General features: G+C 41.4%; 18 protein-coding genes and 1 pseudogene. 8 read left to right on the top strand and 11 right to left on the bottom strand.

Translation table 11 applies throughout. The features are described 5' to 3' along the window. The first annotated feature begins 143 nt into the window (after positions 1-143). On the top strand, positions 144-1,295 hold the full coding sequence (locus ACFSBH_RS16765; protein WP_251514658.1) for an acyl-CoA dehydrogenase family protein: 1,152 nt from the start codon (positions 144-146) through the stop codon (positions 1,293-1,295). A gap of 78 nt (positions 1,296-1,373) precedes the next feature. On the opposite strand, the gene ACFSBH_RS16760 is transcribed toward ACFSBH_RS16765, so the two are convergent. The 10 genes from ACFSBH_RS16760 to ACFSBH_RS16715 all read right to left on the bottom strand — a co-directional run bounded on the left by ACFSBH_RS16760 (position 1,374) and on the right by ACFSBH_RS16715 (position 11,944). Continuing rightward, positions 1,374-1,925, bottom strand: a complete 552-nt coding sequence (locus tag ACFSBH_RS16760; RefSeq protein WP_251514656.1) for a DUF6241 domain-containing protein — start codon at positions 1,923-1,925, stop codon at positions 1,374-1,376. A gap of 245 nt (positions 1,926-2,170) precedes the next feature. Then, positions 2,171-3,454 (bottom strand): (Fe-S)-binding protein, encoded by a 1,284-nt coding sequence (locus tag ACFSBH_RS16755; protein ID WP_251514654.1) that lies wholly within the window; start codon positions 3,452-3,454, stop codon positions 2,171-2,173. Then, positions 3,447-4,859 carry an FAD-binding oxidoreductase gene (locus ACFSBH_RS16750; RefSeq protein ID WP_379598696.1) on the bottom strand — a complete coding sequence of 471 codons (1,413 nt, stop codon included), beginning with the start codon at positions 4,857-4,859 and terminating at the stop codon, positions 3,447-3,449. The genes ACFSBH_RS16755 and ACFSBH_RS16750 overlap by 8 nt, the downstream gene beginning before the upstream one ends. Beyond that, positions 4,828-5,580: a FadR/GntR family transcriptional regulator gene (locus ACFSBH_RS16745; RefSeq protein ID WP_379598694.1), complete on the bottom strand. Its 753-nt coding sequence runs from the start codon at positions 5,578-5,580 to the stop codon at positions 4,828-4,830. The genes ACFSBH_RS16750 and ACFSBH_RS16745 overlap by 32 nt, the downstream gene beginning before the upstream one ends. A gap of 107 nt (positions 5,581-5,687) precedes the next feature. Continuing rightward, entirely contained in the window at positions 5,688-6,311 is a 624-nt protein-coding gene (locus ACFSBH_RS16740) for a fumarylacetoacetate hydrolase family protein (RefSeq protein ID WP_379598692.1), read from the bottom strand. Further along, positions 6,298-7,032 (bottom strand): FadR/GntR family transcriptional regulator, encoded by a 735-nt coding sequence (locus ACFSBH_RS16735; protein ID WP_251514640.1) that lies wholly within the window; start codon positions 7,030-7,032, stop codon positions 6,298-6,300. Before ACFSBH_RS16735 ends, ACFSBH_RS16740 begins: the two co-directional genes overlap by 14 nt. Positions 7,033-7,049: 17 nt before the next feature. Further along, the gene (locus tag ACFSBH_RS16730) at positions 7,050-9,026 is read right to left on the bottom strand and encodes a TRAP transporter permease (protein WP_251514638.1); all 1,977 of its coding nucleotides are present in this window, start codon (positions 9,024-9,026) and stop codon (positions 7,050-7,052) included. Between the two features lie 45 nt (positions 9,027-9,071). Further along, a complete protein-coding gene (locus ACFSBH_RS16725; protein ID WP_251514636.1) occupies positions 9,072-10,052 on the bottom strand; it encodes a TAXI family TRAP transporter solute-binding subunit in 981 nt (326 codons plus the stop codon). A gap of 225 nt (positions 10,053-10,277) precedes the next feature. Then, complete coding sequence (locus ACFSBH_RS16720; protein ID WP_379598689.1) at positions 10,278-10,919, bottom strand: endonuclease III domain-containing protein; 642 nt, start codon at positions 10,917-10,919, stop codon at positions 10,278-10,280. A 68-nt stretch (positions 10,920-10,987) separates the two neighbouring features. Next, positions 10,988-11,944: a DUF3895 domain-containing protein gene (locus ACFSBH_RS16715; protein WP_379598687.1), complete on the bottom strand. Its 957-nt coding sequence runs from the start codon at positions 11,942-11,944 to the stop codon at positions 10,988-10,990. Between the two features lie 210 nt (positions 11,945-12,154). Between ACFSBH_RS16715 and fmdA the strand changes: the two genes are divergently transcribed. The 3 genes and pseudogenes from fmdA to ACFSBH_RS16700 all read left to right on the top strand — a co-directional run bounded on the left by fmdA (position 12,155) and on the right by ACFSBH_RS16700 (position 13,612). Beyond that, the gene (gene fmdA / locus ACFSBH_RS16710; protein WP_379598685.1) at positions 12,155-13,327 is read left to right on the top strand and encodes a formamidase; all 1,173 of its coding nucleotides are present in this window, start codon (positions 12,155-12,157) and stop codon (positions 13,325-13,327) included. A gap of 12 nt (positions 13,328-13,339) precedes the next feature. Next, a pseudogene (locus tag ACFSBH_RS16705) lies at positions 13,340-13,459 on the top strand (FmdB family zinc ribbon protein); the annotation flags it as partial. 24 nt (positions 13,460-13,483) lie between these two features. Next, positions 13,484-13,612: a hypothetical protein gene (locus ACFSBH_RS16700; RefSeq protein WP_379598715.1), complete on the top strand. Its 129-nt coding sequence runs from the start codon at positions 13,484-13,486 to the stop codon at positions 13,610-13,612. 159 nt (positions 13,613-13,771) lie between these two features. Here the strand turns inward: ACFSBH_RS16700 and ACFSBH_RS16695 are convergent, their stop codons facing one another. After that, complete coding sequence (locus ACFSBH_RS16695) at positions 13,772-13,918, bottom strand: hypothetical protein (RefSeq protein WP_251514626.1); 147 nt, start codon at positions 13,916-13,918, stop codon at positions 13,772-13,774. Positions 13,919-14,257: 339 nt separating this feature from the next. Between ACFSBH_RS16695 and ACFSBH_RS16690 the strand changes: the two genes are divergently transcribed. The 4 genes from ACFSBH_RS16690 (at position 14,258) to ACFSBH_RS16675 (ending at position 18,012) form a co-directional block, all read left to right on the top strand. After that, positions 14,258-14,824 (top strand): M15 family metallopeptidase, encoded by a 567-nt coding sequence (locus tag ACFSBH_RS16690; RefSeq protein WP_379598683.1) that lies wholly within the window; start codon positions 14,258-14,260, stop codon positions 14,822-14,824. 3 nt (positions 14,825-14,827) lie between these two features. Next, positions 14,828-16,192 (top strand): helix-turn-helix domain-containing protein, encoded by a 1,365-nt coding sequence (locus tag ACFSBH_RS16685; RefSeq protein ID WP_379598681.1) that lies wholly within the window; start codon positions 14,828-14,830, stop codon positions 16,190-16,192. 44 nt (positions 16,193-16,236) lie between these two features. Further along, entirely contained in the window at positions 16,237-17,457 is a 1,221-nt protein-coding gene (locus tag ACFSBH_RS16680) for a DUF819 family protein (RefSeq protein WP_379598713.1), read from the top strand. A gap of 282 nt (positions 17,458-17,739) precedes the next feature. Continuing rightward, a complete protein-coding gene (locus ACFSBH_RS16675) occupies positions 17,740-18,012 on the top strand; it encodes a hypothetical protein (RefSeq protein ID WP_379598679.1) in 273 nt (90 codons plus the stop codon). Positions 18,013-18,092: the final 80 nt, after the last annotated feature.

Genomic DNA, 18,092 nt, shown 5'->3' with positions numbered 1-18,092 from the left:
CAATAAAAGAAATCATTATTTCATCTCCATCATTTTATGTTATATTACTCTATAAGTAATATTCTGATAATTATTACATCAAGTTTTATGCGTAAGAAAAATACCAATTCACGGTATCCCATAAAATGAGGAGGAGAGATGCAATGAAACCGTCATTCTTAACCGATGAACACGATATGTTTCGTGATGCTTTAAGGAAAATGTTAGAGAAAGAAGTTTATCCTTATTATGAACGTTGGGAGGAAGAACGTGCTATTCCTAGAGAGGTGTGGAATAAGCTTGGAGAAAATGGATTCTTACTTCCATGGGTAGATGAGAAATATGGTGGCCTTGGACTAGATTTTTCCTATTCGACCGTGCTCTTTGAGGAATTGGAAAAAGTCGGTTCTGGTATCGCGAGTGGAATTTGCCTCCATTCCGATATTGTCACCCCGTATATCTCCATTTATGGAACGGAGGAACAAAAGAAAAAGTGGTTGCCGAAAAGTGTAACTGGTGAATTTATTTCTGCGATTGCAATGACAGAACCTGGTGCCGGCTCCGATCTTGCCGGAATCCGTACAACTGCCAAAAGAAACGGCGAACACTATATCGTAAATGGTGAGAAGACATTTATCACTAACGGCGGCAACGCTGATTATGTCATTGTTGTTTGTAAGACCAACCCAGATGCAGAACCTGCTCATAGAGGGATCAGTTTGCTTGTGATTGAAGATGGAACGGAAGGATTTAAACGCGGCAAACAATTAAACAAAGTCGGGATGCATAGTGGTGATACGGCAGAACTGATTTTTGACAACGCGAAAGTACATGTAGAAAATCTGCTTGGCGAGGAAGGAAAAGGATTCTATTATTTGATGGAGCAACTTCAGCAAGAAAGACTAGTAGTTGCCTTGCAGGTCCAAATCGAAGCTGAAAGAATGCTCGAACTTACGATAAGTTATGTCAAAGAACGGACAGCGTTTGGCAAAACCATCGCCGATTTTCAACATACCCAATACAAAATTGCCGAGATGGCGACGGAGATTGATTTAGGCAGGACCTATGTTAACCGACTCATCGAGATGCATTTACAAGGGAAGGAAATCGTCAAGGAAGTCTCCATGGCCAAGTGGTGGATAAGTGAAATGGCCAAACGAGTGGCAGCAGAAGCAATGCAGCTCCATGGTGGCTATGGCTATATGGAAGAATACGAGATCGCTCGCCGCTATCGGGATATTCCGGTAACAAGTATTTACGCAGGAACAACAGAAATCATGAAAAATATCATTGCAAAGAAAATACTGCAGGATTAAGGGAAACTCTGAAAAGCTCTTTTATAGTTTATAAATAAAACAGGGACCTTCTGGATGCCTCCAATAGTCCCTGTTTCATTAACGTGCACTCTTTATGTAAGCTTCTTCCTCTTCTGGACTAAGAATCCCTGTTGCCTCACCAATCGTACCACCTTGCAATCTCCAGATTGTATTATGGTCTTGATCAACTTGTCCAAAATTATCCGTAGCCCATCTCTCAAGTATGTCACGATAAACATCCTCATGTTCTAATTCAGTTTCCTGTAATCCTTTAAGCAGCCAATCAATCCGCTCCCCGGTAATCTCAATAAATCCCCATTTTACATCAGCGATCACTTTCTGATGTGCCATTTGATGGATGTAATTTTGATAATCATCATCTCTCAGGTGCCGATGGGCTTTACTTTCACCAAAAGGATTTTCATAGACTTCTTCTTCCGGAAGCTCTTCTTTAGCCTCAATAGTATTCTCTGACTCTAGTTCTTCTTGTGCCGGTTGCGCTACTGCGTCAGTTTTTAATTCTTCATTTGCCGATTCTGCGACTGCTAACAGGTCTGAAACGATGTACCAGGCTGCTCCCGCCAATGCCAGGACTGTCACAATTGCTAGTGTCCACATAAACTTCCTCATAGGTAATCCCCCTAATACTTATACGATAAACGTAAGTTTTTGGTAAAGGAATCTAAAATATCTAAGTTTTACTTAATTTATTGTACCACTAAAAAACTTACTAAGGTGCACAGTTGGAGATTCTAAGCGAGCTATTAAAAAAGTTTATCTGTCACCATTTTAAGAGATAAGAAAACGGAGAATATGAAAGAATGGAAAATGCAGAATCATTTTCTGCTTCCTCCACTCTTCCATCAGCCATCATATTATTCCACTCCACAAGCCTCAGTCAAAAGTTCAACGATGTGAACGACTTCAATCTGATCGGACAGTCCTTCTTTTTCCACACCGACTTTCATTTGCAGGTGGCAGCCTGGGTTTGTTGTCACAATGACTTCCGGAGAGACCTTTTCCACCTGTTTCATTTTTTCATCCAATATATCCATTGCAGCTTCATAGTTTACGATATTATAGATTCCAGCGGAGCCGCAGCACATATTCTTCTGCGGCAGTTCCATATAAGTGATGCCAGGTATCTTCTTCAATAATTCAAGCGGTTCCTGCACCCGTTTTTGTACATTCGTCATATGGCAGGATGGCTGATAGGTTACGACCTTAGAAATCTCTTTGACAAATGGAAGTTTTACTTGTCCGAGGATCACACTAATATCCACACTCTTTCTAGCAAACTCCTCTGCACGTGATGCCCATTCCGGATCGTCTGCCAACAGCTTGTCATATTCCACCATTTGAGCTCCACACCCGCCGATACTGTTGACAATATAATCAAAGTCATACTTTTCAAATGCCTGGATGTTTTCCTTGGCGAGCTTTTTTGTAATTTCCGTTTCTCCACTGTGATTCTGAAGCGCGCCGCAGCATGTCTGTTCCTTGATGACGGTGACTTCACAGCCTGCTTCCTGAAGGAGTTTGATGCTCTTCGTGTTAATATCCGAGAACATCGTATCCATAATGCATCCGGTGAAGAATCCAATTCGAAATGCTGGCCTTAATTTTGCTGGGTAGTGCTCTTTTCTGCTTCTCCGTTCAATCGGCCCTTCCACATTCGGCAAGATCTTCTCGAAGGTACGCAGTTTTCCCGGTAAGAGGTTGATGGCCCTTGTTTTCCTGGCAACCGTCTGTAAACCTGATTTTTGATACAGGGCAAGTCCGCTGCCTGCGGTTTGAAGCAGCTTGTTATTCGGAATGGCTTTATCAAAGACAAAATCCTGGAATAATTTCGCGCGCTTTGTCATCGTCTTACTTTCTTTTTTATGATGCTGAATTGCTTCCTTAGCTGATTCAAGAATCTTTCCGTATTGCACATTGGTCGGGCAGACGACTTCACACGCCCTACAGCCGAGACAGAGATCAATCGGCCCTTCCAATTCGGAATAAGTGATTTTCCCTTCAGCAGCCATCTTCACCAAATTAATCCGGCCTCTTGGTGAATGCGTTTCACTTTTCATCGTTATATATGTAGGACATGCCGGAAGACAATATCCACATTGGACACAGTCAAATGTTTCTTCATATGCGAGTTCAGCCATTCGTCAGCACCAGCCTTTGACCGGGTTGTGGAAAGATTTTCCCGGGGTTTAAAATATTATTCGGATCCCAGCTTTCTTTAATCCGCTTCATCATATCCAATCCCACTTCACCAAGCTCCATTTCCATAAATGGCGCCTTCAGTGTACCGATACCATGCTCACCGGATAATGTTCCACCGAGTTCAATTGCGGCTTTAAAAATTTCTTCCACCGCCTGTTCAACCCGACGCATTTCTTCCTTATCCCGCTTATCTGCGATAATGTTCGGATGAAGATTTCCATCACCAGCATGGCCAAAGACAACTAAATCGATATTGTATTTCTCCCTGATTTCCTTTAGACGCTGAAACATATCAGGAATCTTACTCCTCGGGATGGTCGCATCTTCTGAAATCTTCGTCGGCTTTTCACGAACAATCGCAGGCGAGACCAGCTTTCTTGCTCTCCATAATTCATTGGCTTCTTCACTCGTGTTGGCCACCTTAACAGTGCGGGCTTCTGTTTCTTTACACACTTTCTCCACTCGGAGAATTTCTTCATCTATCGCTGCGGGATGTCCGTCTAATTCAACTAAAAGCATCGCTTCGGCATCAACGGGTAGTCCGAGAGGTTCATAGGCTTCCACCGCTTGAATTGTTGCATTATCCATGATTTCAAGTTTGGAAGGCAAAATTCCTGAGCTAAGAATTTTCGTAATCGCTTTTCCCGAATCGACAATGTCATCAAAAACTGCCATCATCGTTTTCGTAGCCTGTGGTTTCGGATAGAGCCGTAACGTCGCTTCGGTTATAACTCCGAGTGTTCCTTCCGAACCGACGATCAGCTTCGTCAAATCATAGCCTGTCACATTTTTCACCGTCCTGCCCCCGGTGCGGATGACTTCCCCTTCCGGTGTCACAACCTCAAGACCAATGACGTAATCTTTCGTCACGCCATACTTCAAGCCACGTGGACCTCCAGAGTTCTCTGCCAAGTTACCACCGATTGTGGAAACGTTCGAACTGCTCGGGTCAGGCGGATAAATAAGTCCTTCCTTTAAGGCAGCATCATTAATATCCGCAGTCAATACACCCGGAGACACTACAGCGACCATATCCTCCGCATCTACCTCCAGCACATTATCCCATTTCGATAAGTCGAGGACAATTCCTCCGTGTACCGGGAGAGGTCCCCCGCTTAAGCTCGTCGCCTGTCCTCTTGGGTAAACCGGAATACCATGTTTATTGGCAAGTTTCATGATTGCTGCTACCTCCGTTGTTGACATGACGAGCACGACAATGTCTGGGAGATATGTTCCAAACGACGCATCATACGAGTAGCTGTATAAATCTACCTTATCGGTCAGTATCCTTTTTTCATCACGGATTATCTCTCTAAGTAATGTGGCTAACTCCTCTTGCTTCATCTTCATCCCCCACTTCTGTCCGCTGTATGTATCTTTCTTTTATATTCTGGTGATGCTCCCACATGGCGAGTTTCGCTTCTTCTGGCTTTTTCTCCTTAATTGCTGTGAAGATATTTTTATGTTCCAACATTACACGATGATTTAATACGTCATCCTTCGTCGAATGCTCCCTGCTTTCTTTCACGTTTTTCCTGATTTTATCTGCAACCAAGTTGATCACATCCACCATGATTGGGTTATTGGAAGATTCCACGATACAGAAGTGAAAAGCATAATCTTCATCCAATGCAATTCTGCCCATTTTCTCGACTTCAAGTAGATCGTTATATATCGTTGTCAGTTTTTCCCTCTGCATCTCGGTCATGCGTTTTGCTGCATAGTAAGCAGCATCTCCTTCAATCGACTGTCGCAATTCTAGTAGATTAATAAAATCAGAATTCCTTCTCTCCACTACTTCGGAAAACTTCTGCAACAAGTCTTGCCGGGGAGCTTCATTCACAAACATTCCGACACCCGGCCAAACCGTGATAATTCCCGATGACTCCAAGACCGTCACCGCCTCTTTCACCGATGTCCGCGATACACCGAACATTTCTGCTAAGGCACGTTCCGAGGGAAGCTTCTCACCGGGTAAAATATACTGGTTCGCAATCGACTCTTGTATTTGTTGAATGATTGTCTGATAGATTCTTTTCCGCTTTTTTATCGGTGTAAATTCCATCTTATCCCTCCTTACATCATCCAGTGGTTTAGTGGGCAGTCCAGAGAAATGTTAGAGAAAAGCCGGAACTTGATAATCCCGACTCTTTCTTGGCACAATCCTTAACACTAATTCTTCCCGACCACAAAAGTGCCTTTTATCTCTTCTCCCCATTTCAATGCAAATTCATCAGAATCAGCGATTGGACCAACCCCCTCTGGAGTACCGGTGTAAATGATATCTCCTTCGTTTAAACCAATTTCCTGATGAATATATTCAAGCAGTGTTTGAAAATCAAAAATGACCGATTGAATATTACCTTCTTGAACGATATCACCATTTCGCTGTAGGTAAAAATCTGTTTCCTTCAGTTTTTCCACACCTGGGAAATCCCAGAAATCTGTAACAATCGCAGCATTCCTAAACCCTTTCGCAATCAGCCAAGGATGGCCTTTTTTCTTAAGCTTTGATTGTACATCCCTTAATGTGAAATCAATTCCAAGCGCCATATGTGTCACTACGTCGTCGACTGTGAAACCTTCATCCACCTTATTTCCTACATAGAGGACAATTTCCAATTCATGATGGATTTCTCCTCGGTCGCCTGGAAATGAAATCCTACTTCCATCCGCTTTTGCAAGTGCGCTCGTCGGCTTGGAAAAAACAAGCGGTGCTTCAGGCACCTCATTACCTAATTCCAATGCGTGTTTCTTATAATTTCTTCCGATACAATAGATATTATTTATTTGCATGATTACTGTTCTCCCCTTTTCCCGTCACACGAGGGTCATTCAGCTTGATGCGAGCTTTTGTCAGGTGATTAATGACAGCTTGCTTTGCTGCTTCTCCATCTCTTCGCTTAATCGCTTCATATATTTCCTCGTGCTCCAAATAGACTTCCTTCCGTTTCGCTGCCCAACCCAGGTTCTTCTCCAAGGAAAACTTGAGGGCACGTAAATGAAGATCAGATAGGTTATTCATTGTCTTTGTTAAGAAGGGGTTATAAGCAGCCTCCACTACAATTCGGTGGAAGGTGAAATCCGCCTCATAGCCGACAGACCACTCATCATCCATCACTTCTTTGAAAGCTTCCAAACTTTCCTTCAGTTTCTTCATATCTGATTCTTTATGACGGGAAGCGGCGAGAAATGCGGACTCTGATTCAATGATCGTCCGCATTTCCAAGAGATCGTGTACCTGCTCGACATCGACCATTTCAAATTGGGCGTTTTCGAACATATTGGCAAGATTCACTTCTCTCACCCAATTTCCACCGCCTTGTTTTGACTCAATGATGCCGCTCGCTTCCAATACACTTAAAGCCTCACGGATAGGAACACGGCTCACTCCAAACCGCTCCGTCAGTTCTTTCTCTGTCGGCAATTTACTATTAGGAGGAATTTCTCCAGATTTAATCATATTTTTTAATTCATCTAGCACCAATTCTGATACTTTTTTCCGTTGTATTTGCATGAAATTCCTCCTTATAATTATATGCCGACTACTTTATCTTCCAATTCATTTTGTTTTTTGGCACGGACGATATGCCATGCCAGTAATAGTCCACCTACTACTAGTCCAATTGCATCCGTCACTAGGCCTGGCTGAATCAACAGTAGAGCGACCGCAAAGAAAATCACACGCTCTAAAATATTCAGCTTTGCACTGAAGTAATTAAACACGGAGATAGAAAGGGCGTACACTCCGATGACCGCCGTGACAAAGACAATAATGGCACTTACTGGTGAAGCAAGCTCTCCAGTCTCGGTCTGCATCACCATAATTGGATTATAAGCAATCATAAACGGAATGATGAAACCAGGCAGACATAATTTGAGTGCTGTCCATGACGTCTTCATCGCGTCGGCCCCGGCAAGTCCGGCAGCTGTAAATGATGCCAAAGCGACTGGTGGCGTGATATTAGACAAAGCACCAAACCAAAATACAAAGAAGTGAGCTGCAATTGGATTAACCCCCGCCTCAACTAAAGCTGGTGCAGCAGTAACTGCTACGACAATATAAAGTGCAGTTGATGGTAGACCAAGACTTAGTATGATACAAGTGATTGCTATCAGAATTAGGATGATAGCCAGTGACCCACCGGATAACTGAATGATATTGTAAGAAAGGGTTGCCCCCAGCCCTGTCATCGTTACGACAGCTATTAAAATTCCTACCGACGCACAAGCGATGGTAACCTGGACAGTACCTTTAGCTCCATCCACCAGTGCCTGTGCTGCTTTCTTGATCGTAATTCTGTTCGATTTATCCTTTGTCAGCCAGCTTGCAATGATTGCGGAAATAATGCCGGCAAATCCCGCTGCAATTGGTGTTTTTCCAGCAAGTAACGTACCAATAACGATAATCAGCGGCAGAAGAAGTACTCCACCTTCTTTTAACACTGCCCAAACTTGTGGAATCGAGTCTTTGCTCATTCCTTTTAATCCTTCTTTTTTCGCTTCCAGATCAATGGCAATTATTAAACCAGCATAGTAAAGAAGGGACGGAATAATCGCTGCCAGAATGATGATGTTGTAGCTGACTCCGAGGAATCCTGCCATAATAAATGCGGCAGCACCCATAATCGGCGGCATGATCATTCCACCTGTTGATGCAGCTGCCTCTACCGCAGCAGCATAACGAGCCTTCAATCCAATCCGTTTCATTAACGGAATCGTAAATGGACCGGTCGTTGCTACGTTTGCAACCGCACTTCCACTCAAGGAACCGGTCAACGCACTGGAAAGGACTGCTACTTGAGCCGGTCCCCCGCGGCGCTGTCCAGCAATGGCAACCGCCAAATCATTAAACAGACGTGTGGCTCCGCTCGCGTTAAGAAATGCCCCGAAAAGTATGAATAACACAATGAAAGTCGTTGCAATCGATAGAGTCATTCCGAAAATACCTTCTGTCGTCATGTAGAAGCGGAATAATAGACGCTCCAAAGAAAATCCGGCATGCCCTATAATCCCTCCAAAGTATGGACCGAATAAGGCGTAGATGATTGCCCCCAGCGTCAGCATCGGAATGAAAAGCCCAACACTTCTTCTGGACACTTCCAGTAAAGCTAGGATCGTAATGATAGCGAATACATAATCCCATACAATTGGCTGTGACATCCGCTCGTTATGTATGGTGAAATAGTTGAAAATAATATACAACAATCCGGATAGTCCTATTAAGGCAAGGATAATATCCATCATCGAGAACTTGGTTCTATCCCCATTTTTGGTTGCCGGATTCAAGAGGAATCCCAACACAAATACAAAAGCCAAGAAAATCGTGTTGCGGTATATCTCCTGGATGTTCATGAAACTGTTCGAATAAATTGCGAAAAGCGACAAGGCTAAAGCAAAAGCTGCAACAATGATTGCCTGGTTGCCCTGAAGTGTGCGGCCTCCCCCGCCTCCTTCTTTATCCAAGTCGACTGTTTCAGTTTGTACTGCTGCTTTCTTTTTAAAAAGCATGAGTTTCCCACCCCTCTAATATATTCTTACTGTAAGTTAAACTTCCTATTTTGCCTCTGGCGGAATAAGTTCTTCTGGAATTTCCAATCCTACTTCAACAAAATAGTTATATGCTCCAATATGAAGCGGTGCCGGTAACCCATCCAGCGCTGTTTCCAAGGAAACTTCCTTTGCAGAACTATGGATGCTATGAACCGTATCTAAGTTTTCATAGATTGCTTTCGTCAGGTTATATACGTCTTCTTCTTCCATTTCAACTGATCCTGCCAAGAAGTTCGGCATGGCAATCGTATGAATTTCTTCATCCACACCCGGGTAAGTTCCTGCCGGTATGACAAAGCGATACCATGTATTATAAATACTGTTTATCTCTTCCAATTGCTCATCGGTGACTTCCAGAACTGTTGCATCTACTCCACTAGCGTACATATCCATAACGGATGATACAGGTACCCCTGCCGGTAAAGAACCACCGTCCAGCCTTCCATCCCTCATCGCAGATATTGTATCGTCGTACCCGAGATATTCAGGAGTAATATTTTCCTTTGTCAGTCCAAGGCCCTCCATAATCGTCAACGTGGACTCCTCTGTTCCACTTGCCTGTGGACCTACTGAAAATCTTTTCCCCTCAATATCTTCCAACGTGCCCGTTTCTACTTTACTATTCATCAACACAAAGTGCTCCACGTTTCCCCACAGCATCGTGATGGAGCGCAAATCTTCATAAGGATTTCCTTCGAAGCTACCAGACCCTTCGATAGCCTGTGCCCCAATCAATCCTTGTAAAATGGCGAGATCCGCTTCGCCTTTTCTAAGTAAGTCAATGTTTTCAATCGAACCTGCAGACGACTGCCCGGTCACTTTAATACCTTCCATCTCTTCCGTCCACAAGTGGCCGAGTCCTACACCAATCGGATAATACGTTCCTCCAGAGGAAGCGGTTGCAACAGAAAAGTACTTCGTATCACCGCATCCAGCGAGCAGCAGTGTAAGCAAAATGAGGATAGGTGCCATCACCTTTCTCATAATATTCTCTCCCTTCTAAATGTAAGCGTTTTATTAATTTGTATTACAAGTATACAATATTACAATAATTTATCAATACTTTTTGTCGAAAAATGTTCATAATTTAGTGAAAAATCTTTTTCAAAGCAGATTCCTAAGCAACTTTTGCAACAAAAAAGACCAGAGAAAAAGTACATCTTTCCCTGGCTTTCTATGGTTGGTTAGAATACAAACATAGTATGAATTTCATTCTATTCTTTGTTCACATATATCAAGTAAAGGACAAGCTTCACAAATCGGCTTCACCCGGCACGTTCTTTTTGCATGTTCAACAAGTAATGCATGGTATTCATTATATAGAGTTACATCTGACGGCAACTCCATTTCAACCAACTCTCTAACTCCATCATAACTTGACGGCATATCATATCCGAGGCGATAAAAAATTCGCCTTGCATAGGCGTCTACTACGAAGATGGGTTTATCAAATGCATAAACGAGCATAACATCAGCTGTCTCCCTGCCAATCCCATGAATCTGTAATAATTCTTGCCGCAGTTTTTCCTTCGTCATTGTCTTTATTACAGCAATATCATAATCATATTGTTTGAACCATGATATGAATGCCTTTATCCGTTTGGCTTTAACTGTATAAAATCCGCTCGACCGAATAAGCTGTGCGAGCTCTTCCATCGACAGCTTATCGATTTTTTCCGGTTCTAAGTGTGGCCTTAAACGTTCGAAGGCTTTTTCGACATTTCTCCAATTCGTATTTTGAACGAGGATGGAACCGATCATCATTTCAAAAGAAGTCTCTGCAGGCCACCAGTTTTGGGGACCGTAGTGGTTGTATAGTTTTTCATAAATTTGTAGATAAGATTGGGACATGGATGGAGCCTTCTTTCATTTATCTTGTGTTATTTTCTTTGCCCGCACTAGTAAGAATTAAACATCGGCTACCCACTAATTTGATAGAGCCGATCAATTCCCCTCTTCCTCCCCAAAAAAACAATCTCTCCGTTTTTTGTAAGATTTTCTAAGAAGAGACATACTTGTGGAAAAATCTTAAACGTTCCACTTGAATACTTTTCGTTCGAAGCCCCATGATAATCTATCAAGTACTGACATACTTCACTAGCCAAAAACTGAGTTCTATTTAGATCTTCTAAATAAATCAAGATTCCCGCTTGCAATGCTGGATCCAATTCTAAATCAAACTGGAAACGACCCTGTTGGAGCAAGTCTTCTCTAAGTTGTGCAAGATGTTGCTTCTTTCTCTCTTTTTGGGATTGTTGTTCTGCTAGATTTCTTTTCAACCGTTCGCTCTCTTTCATTTTGTTATATTCTGTGATGATCGTTTTTAACCGTGTAATCTGCCGATCAAGTAAAGGCACACTATATTCTAAATGCTGCTCGATATCTTTCGGGATATCCAATTCTTCCGGTATGGCGATGCCTTCACCTATCAAATTCCAATTTTGATTAATTTTTACAAGAATCTCATCCCGCTCGTAATCAATTACTTCTATCCCTTTAATTATTTCTTTCACTAGCTGCGGTGGAATTCCTACATGCTCCTCAAAATGATTGATTCCGAACTTTTTAAGCTCCTTCGTTTCCTTGTTTAGAACAATATATTGATACCTTAGCGCACGACCACATTCACAAAACAGCTTAGGATTCTTCCGCCAACCTGGACCAGCATCGATAAAATCCTGCAATTCCCACTGATTGGCTACTTTTTCAATCTCTATTTCTTCCACGCCTCCAGCTTTCCCTTTTGCCAAGACATTTGCAAAAACAGTTTTTCTACCACGTATCAAATACTCATCGATGAATTGCTTCTGTTTTTCATCCAGGTTCTTTGAAAGCTCATCCCGTTCAAGCTGAGTAAGGTGGATCGTTTTAGTCATAAGTTCCACTCCTCTTATTTTCCAACTTAGTAGACAGAGAATAATAGATATGTTTATTGTAATCTATTTTGTACATGCACCACAATCCATCCGTTGGAGGTCCATTCATTTAACATTTTGGACAATCCCCGTCATATAGGCATTTTTTCTAATATGTTGAATAGAGTAGTACTGATGTGCCTGTACAATTTAAAAGGGGGAATGGTTTTTATGAAGACAATGTTTAAAGTAGATTTAAACAAGACGATGGATCAGCAAGAAGTACCAGGGCATAACCGTTGGCATCCGGATATTCCAGCTGCCTTTTCGGTAAATCCTGGGGAGTCATTTAAGATGGAGTGTTTGGAATGGACCGATGGACAAGTTAAAAACAATGATGACCCATCGGATATCCGCCATGTAAATTTAGACAGGGTTCATGTCCTTAGTGGCCCTGTACACGTAAATGGTGCAGAACCTGGAGACTTACTCGTCGTCGATATTCTTGATATCGGGATTTTCGATGAGCAGCCTTGGGGCTTTAACGGGATATTTGCCAAAGAAAACGGCGGAAGTTTCCTAGTTGACCAGTTTCCAGAAGCTGCAAAATCGATCTGGGACTTTGATGGAATCTTTACCACGTCAAGACATGTGCCGAATGTCCGCTTTGCAGGATTAATTCACCCAGGATTGATGGGGGTTGCTCCTTCACAGGAATTACTCGACGAATGGAACAAGCGGGAACGCGAATTAATAGCAACAGACCCAGAACGTGTTCCGCCACTTGCTAATCCACCGAATCCAGAAAATGTTGTTTTAGGCGGCCTGAAGGGGGCTGACTTCGACCGTGTAGCAAGAGAGGGTGCCCGAACTGTACCTCCACGAGAGAATGGTGGAAACTGTGACATCAAGGACCTATCCAAAGGTTCACGAGTATATTTCCCTGTTTTTGTGGATGGAGCCAAGCTCTCTGTAGGAGACTTGCATTTCTCCCAAGGAGATGGAGAAATCACCTTCTGTGGTGGAATTGAAATGTCTGGGTGGATAGAATTGAAGGTCGATGTTATTAAAGGCGGCATGGAAAAATATCAAATTAAAAAGAACCCAGCCTATCAACCAGGACCAGTAAATCCAAACTATAATGAATATCTTGTATTCCAAGGTGTATCGGTAGATCATTCAGGTAAGCAGACCTACTTGGATGCAAATATTGCCTTCAAAAATGCTTGTTTGAACGCGATTGAGTACTTGAAAACACAAGGCTTTACTGGTGAACAAGCTTATATGCTACTCTCCACCGCTCCAGTACAAGGACATTTAGCAGGTGTCGTTGACATACCGAATACATGCGCAACGATTGGTATTCCAAAAGCGATCTTCACAAAAGACATTCTACCAAAATAATGGAGTGATCATATGCCGTATTATTCTTTTAGGTGCCAGGACTGTGGAGAATTCACAGTCTGGCATAGAAGCAGTAAAGGAAATAAACTGGAAGAGGAATGTCCAACATGCTCTAATATAGCAAAACGTGTTTTTACTCCGCCTACTGTATATCGGATGGATGGAAAATTAAAGCAGACGATTGAAAGTGGAATGGAGCCGAAACTTGTGAAGAAAGAAAATATGCCGGTAAAGCCGAAGAAGAGAGCAGCTGGTGCGGCGAGGCCTTGGCAGACTGGACATTAGATATAGTTTTTCTATCTAATTAAAAGGAAAGTACAACATCTATTTTAAAAATGAGATAAAAGTTCATGGAGTGATAACTGCATGAGTTAATATAGGAAGTGGTACAAGTTGTCACTCCATTTTTTTCTTTTAGTGAAACATACTTTTCTCATAGACTCTTTAATCCCGCATTGCTCCTGCCTCTCTCGAAGTCATCGCACCTTGTCCTCGCTTTACATCTTTCTGTATTTCTTGTTTTACTTTGTTTGGGTCTGTGCCAGAACTCATAGCGTTTGAGCTCCTTCTAGATTGTTGATTTTGTGGCATATATTCCCTCCTAAAAAATTTTTCATTTATATTATTCTCTTGGCATGTTAGATTATTCGGTCCTGCATATTCCACCCCATTTAAGGACTATTAACGGTCATTGACACTAAATAGTAGTTAGACTAGAATAAAAAATAGTCAAAATATTATATTTAGTGGACAAGGAGTGATTTATACATCTAGATAAATCTCTCACTACACAAATCAAAACTACAGCATGAAAGGAGAATACTAATCACTACCGTAAGAAGAGAGGAAATTCCTATTAAGGAAAATGGGGAGAGTCTTGTACCACTTTCCACACTATCTCAAAAAATAGTAGTACATCCTTATTATTACTTGCAGCAAATTCCAGGGTCAATCCAAGAATGTTACCTTAGGGAGAGTGCAGCAGACCGCCTTTTACAAGCAGCGGAAAATCTGCCAGAGGGATTCTTCTTTCATATATTCGACGCTTGGCGACCGTATGAAGTCCAATCCGCACTATACCAGGATTTCAAAATGAAACTTGAAGAAAAGGGACTGTCAGGCAAACATTTATTGGAAACGCTTAATAAGTATGTGAACAAACCATCTAGAGATTCTAATAGACCGTCTAACCATTTAACTGGCGGTGCTGTCGATTTGACGATTGCTACAGATAATGGCTTGCTCCCAATGGGAACAGACTTTGACGACTTCTCGGAAGCTTCCAAAACGGACACCTACGAAAAATTGGAGAACCCTACAAAAAGTGAAATTCTGTATCGAAACAACAGAGCTCTATTAAAAGAAATCATGGAAAACGCCGGGTTCATGAACTACGAAGAAGAATGGTGGCATTTTGATTACGGGAATCAGAATTGGGCAGCGCGAACAGGAAATATCGCTTTCTATGGTGGAATCCATTCGATTGAACAAGCTTAAGGGGTGAACATTAAGTTGCAAATTTCTGTGCTTGCTATTGGACCCGCTGATTTGGAGAATTTGATCGTATCTACAGCCAAGGATTATCAAGAAATAGACATGGACTATGTAACGTATAGCTTGGAAGATGACGTAGCAAGCATCGTAGAGAAGCATGAACAGAACTATGATGTGCTTTTTTTCGCCGGCTCCCTTCCCTATACTATTACGAAAGAACAATTAAACCTTAAGAAGCGGATGGTCTATACAGAATTCAAAGGAACTGCGTTATATCGTGTTCTATTTCAATTGATTCGTGAATCAAAAGCGGATTTACTTAGCGGGAATCTCAATTTAAGTATTGATAATCTTCAAAAGTTCCAAATCGAAGAATGCTTTGATGAGCTTGACATACAATATCAAAAACTATTTTACTATGAGGGCCGTTTACTCCAAGATATTGATAATATAGTAGAATTCCATCATGAGCTTTGGAAGAGCAAAAAGACTGACATTGCGATTACTTGTGTAGGATCTGTCTATGAAAAATTAAAGGAACTCGGTGTTCCTGCATGTCGGATTATCCCTACCCGGACATCGATCCGAACTGCTTTGGATAAAGTTTTGATGGAAGGAATTAACCTACGCCATCTTCAATCTCAAGTTGCGACTGGCATTATTCAATGGAATCATACAGAGAATTTCGGACAATTGACAGAGTATCAGTTTCAAAGGAAAATATTAGATTTAAAAAATATCATGATCAACTATGGTGAGAAATTACAAGCAATCGTTAAATGGACGGATCATAAGCAAGAACTGAAATTCATTACAACTCGAGGGGCCCTTCAATTCGAAAAAAATCTCTCTTCCAATGAAATGAAGTTACTCGAGGAAATTTACCGGAAAACAGAAATCATACCTCGAATGGGAATTGGCATTGGTCAAACAACGAATGAGGCAGAAATTTATGCCCGAGAAGCCTTAGCAAAATCACCAATGGACAAACTGGTATTTTACGTCAGGGATATTGATGGTGTCGTGCATGGACCAATAGGTGGAGACAATCCTTTAAGCTATTCAACACGAAATAACCAACCACAACTTAACGCGATATCAAAACAAGCCAATCTAAGCGGTTCAACAATTAATCGGATTCTATCTTTTTCCAATAGTAAAGGAGAGTACTTCACAAGTTCAGATTTAGCCACTGGTCTGGGGATATCGATTAGAAGTGCTCGGAGGATACTGCACAAATTGGAACAGGCTGAACTAGCAGAAGTTACTGGAGAGGAACAACCGATAGCTAGAGGCAGACCCCGTCAGATTTATTCCCTTGCTCGACTACATCGAGCAGTGAATATAGGACAAAATCCGCAACAAATTTGAAAGCGGTTACTGATTTTTAAATATAAAATAGAAAGGGAGAAACTATTTTGCTATATTCAATTATTCAACCAGATGATACTTGGATTCTATGGGCATTTTTAGCAGGTTGGGCAGCAGTAAGTATTTACTTGGAACAAAAGTACGATTGGGCATCCAAACTTTCAGGAGCAATCATTGCCCTCGTTGGTGCGATGTTACTAGCCAACTTCAATATCATCCCAACTGAATCACCCGTTTATGATACAGTTTGGACCTATGTCGTACCATTAGCTATTCCACTTCTTTTATTCCAATCTAATATTTTTAAAATATGGAATGAAAGTGGAAGATTATTAATTATTTTCCTATTAAGCTCGATTGGAACGGTTGCTGGAGTAATTATTGCATTCTTCCTACTCAAGGATGTTATTCCAGGACTTTATATGATCAGTGCGATGATGACAGGTTCTTACATTGGAGGTGGCGTCAACTTTGCAGCGATGGCAGCAAAATTTGAAGTGCCAGGAGAAACCGTTTCATCTACAGTTGTTGCAGATAACCTGCTTATGGCCATTTATTTCCTCGTTCTTATATTAATACCTACCCTTAACTTCTTTAGAAGAAAGTTCAGAACGCCATATATTGATGAGCTGGAAAGCAACACAAACAAAGATGAAAACCTGGCGTCTTCTTATTGGGGAAGAAAAGAAATTTCATTAAAAGATATCGGTCTAGCAGTAGGTAGTGCGTTTGCTATTGTAGCGATCTCCTTTACGCTAGCAGAATTCTTTGATGGACTCATTCCATCCGGTGAAAATGTCAATGTCTTTTACAACGTATTAAACGGGATCTTTGGAGACAATTATTTAATGCTTACAACGTTAACCTTACTATCCGTCTCATTTTTCCCGCGTTTATTCGAAAACATCAATGGTGCACAAGAAATTGGAACGTATTTGATCTATATTTTCTTCGTGGTCATCGGGGTACCGGCATCCTTACCATTAATTCTGCAAAACGCTCCACTTATCTTAGTATTTGTAGCAATTATGGTATTCATTAATATGCTTGTTTCCTTCACACTTGGGAAAGCATTTAAGTTTTCACTTGAGGAAATCATTCTTGCAAGTAACGCGAATATCGGTGGACCAACGACGGCGGCTGCGATGGCGATTTCTCGTGGATGGACGAAGTTAGTAGGGCCGATTTTGATTGTTGGGACGCTTGGTTATATTATTGGGAACTATGCGGGATCGGCGATTGGGATTTGGTTTAGTAATTTTTAGGGAATAACAGAACAGTTACGAACTTATTAAGATTCACTGTTCATCATTAGCTTAATGGATTGACATCGCTCGGAGCTATGTGATTCACTTAATGACAATGTATATAATTCTTAAAGAGAAGCTGGAACAGGTTAATTTCATGTTCCAGCTTTGTTTTGGTTCGCTTAGTAGAAATTATTGGCTTTATTGAAAGTAATATATACATATAATTAATCATTATTTAACCTTTCCTATGGTATAATAAATAGAACATATATTCTGTTAAGGTGAGGGGGAAATAATATGAACCAAGGTCATTTTATTGATTATATTAGAAAGCACTTTCCTACAAGCTCTACCGATGACATAGCCAAACATTTAAATCTAAGCTCTTTTCAAGTCCGTACTATTGCTAAAAGAAATAATATAGTTAAGTGTGAAAAATATAAACAACAATTAAAGGAGAATTTAATTAAACGTCGTAGGCAATGGTACGAAGCAAATATCCCAAAGTTTGAACCTAATCATCTTCAAGAACAAATTATTTTTGGGTGTTTAGTGCAAAATAAAAGTTAAGAGAATTGCAACCAAAATGTTAGAAGGTTGCACAAAAAGAAAAGGCTTGCCAGCCCTCTCAAAATACCCTACCGTTATTG

The sequence above is a fragment of the Oceanobacillus luteolus genome (genome assembly GCF_042678205.1).
GTDB lineage: Bacteria > Bacillota > Bacilli > Bacillales > Amphibacillaceae > Oceanobacillus > Oceanobacillus luteolus.
This window is presented reverse-complemented; position numbering and strand designations above follow the sequence as displayed.